The sequence below is a fragment of the Arthrobacter sp. TS-15 genome (assembly GCF_006964045.1).
Lineage (GTDB): Bacteria > Actinomycetota > Actinomycetes > Actinomycetales > Micrococcaceae > Arthrobacter.
Window position 1 is genome coordinate 1 of record NZ_SDXQ01000117.1, and the last position, 1,354, is coordinate 1,354.

The window sequence follows — 1,354 nt, forward strand, 5'->3', positions numbered from 1 at the left end:
TTGCGGAACCAGCCCTCAGAAGAACACTGACCGCCGCTGCACCAGCAGCTTGTACAACGTGTGCTGGATCTGTTCCCTCACCTGGTCCGTGAGGTTGAACATCAGCATGGGGTCCTCCGCCGCCTCCGGCGGGTAGCCGTCCGTCAGGATCGGCTCGCCGAACTGGATCGTCCACTTCGTGGGGAGCGGAACGCCGCCGAGCGGGCCCAGCCACGGGAAGGTGGGCGTGATCGGGAAGTACGGGAAGCCGAGGAGACGGGCCAGCGTCTTGGAGTTGCCGATCATCGGGTAGATCTCCTCCGCGCCCACGATGGAGCACGGAATGATCGGAGTGCCCTGGCGCAGGGCCGTCGACACGAAGCCGCCGCGGCCGAAGCGCTGGAGCTTGTAGCGCTCGCTGAACGGCTTGCCGATGCCCTTGAAGCCCTCCGGCATCACGCCCACCAGTTCGCCGCGCTCCAGGAGCCGTTCGGCGTCCTCCGCGCAGGCGAGCGTGTGACCGGCCTTGCGGGCCAGTTCGTTGACCACCGGCAGCATGAAGACCAGGTCGGCCGCGAGGAGCCGCAGATGACGGCCGTCGGGGTGGTTGTCGTGGACGGCGACCTGCATCATCAGGCCGTCCAGCGGCAGCGTCCCGGAGTGGTTGGCGACGATCAGCGCCCCGCCCTCCGACGGGATGTTCTCGATGCCCTTCACCTCGACGCGGAAGTACTTCTCGTAGAGGGGCCGCAGCATCGACATCAGGACCTGGTCGGTGAGCTCCTGGTCGTAACCGAAGTCGTCGACCTCGTACTCACCCGTCAGTCGCCGCCGCAGGAAGGCCAGACCGCCGGCGATGCGCCGGTCCCAGCCATTCTCCTGCGGCTTCTCCACAGCAGCCGGTTCCTCACGCGTCACGGGAACATCATCCTGCGGAATCGTTCGTGCGGGCAGGGGCTGGACCTCACGAACCACCACGGGCTCGCCCTTGCGCCTGTTCCCCGCGCCCCGGCGCCGCGGAGGCCGCTGTACGGCACTCCCGCGGGACCGGTCGTCGTCGAACGGAATGACCTTGGCGTCCGCCATCGTTGATGCGCTCCTCAGTTGGCGCTCTGCGTCGGGAGGTGGCCACCGCCGAGTACAGGCAGTGCCGCGATCCGGTCGACGGCCCCCGCAAGGGCCTCGGGGGGCAGGAGTCCGGGCCCTCGGCTGCGTGCGAAGTCCGCGAAGGTCTCCGCGGTCGTGTACCTGGGACCGTAGCCGAGCGTCTCGCGCATCTGCCGGGTCGCCACGACCCGGCCGTGCGTGAGCAGCCGCAGCTGCTCGGGCGAGAAGTCCGTCATGCCCAGCGTACGCAGCGCCGAGCCCACGAGAC

The 1,354-nt window shown here is 68.7% G+C and carries 1 protein-coding gene and 1 pseudogene; both read right to left on the reverse strand.

Annotated features, from left to right (window positions below):
• Positions 1 to 15: 15 nt before the first annotated feature.
• On the reverse strand, positions 16 to 1,065 hold the full coding sequence (locus tag EU811_RS23150; RefSeq protein ID WP_142940580.1) for a lysophospholipid acyltransferase family protein: 1,050 nt from the start codon (positions 1,063 to 1,065) through the stop codon (positions 16 to 18).
• A gap of 14 nt (positions 1,066 to 1,079) precedes the next feature.
• Positions 1,080 to 1,354: pseudogene (locus EU811_RS24520) on the reverse strand (NAD-dependent epimerase/dehydratase family protein); the annotation flags it as partial.

What these genes read in the sequence shown, in the direction of transcription:
- EU811_RS23150 (WP_142940580.1), bottom strand. Translation starts at nt 1,065, where the DNA reads ATGGCGGACGCCAAGGTCATTCCGTTCGACGACGACCGGTCCCGCGGG.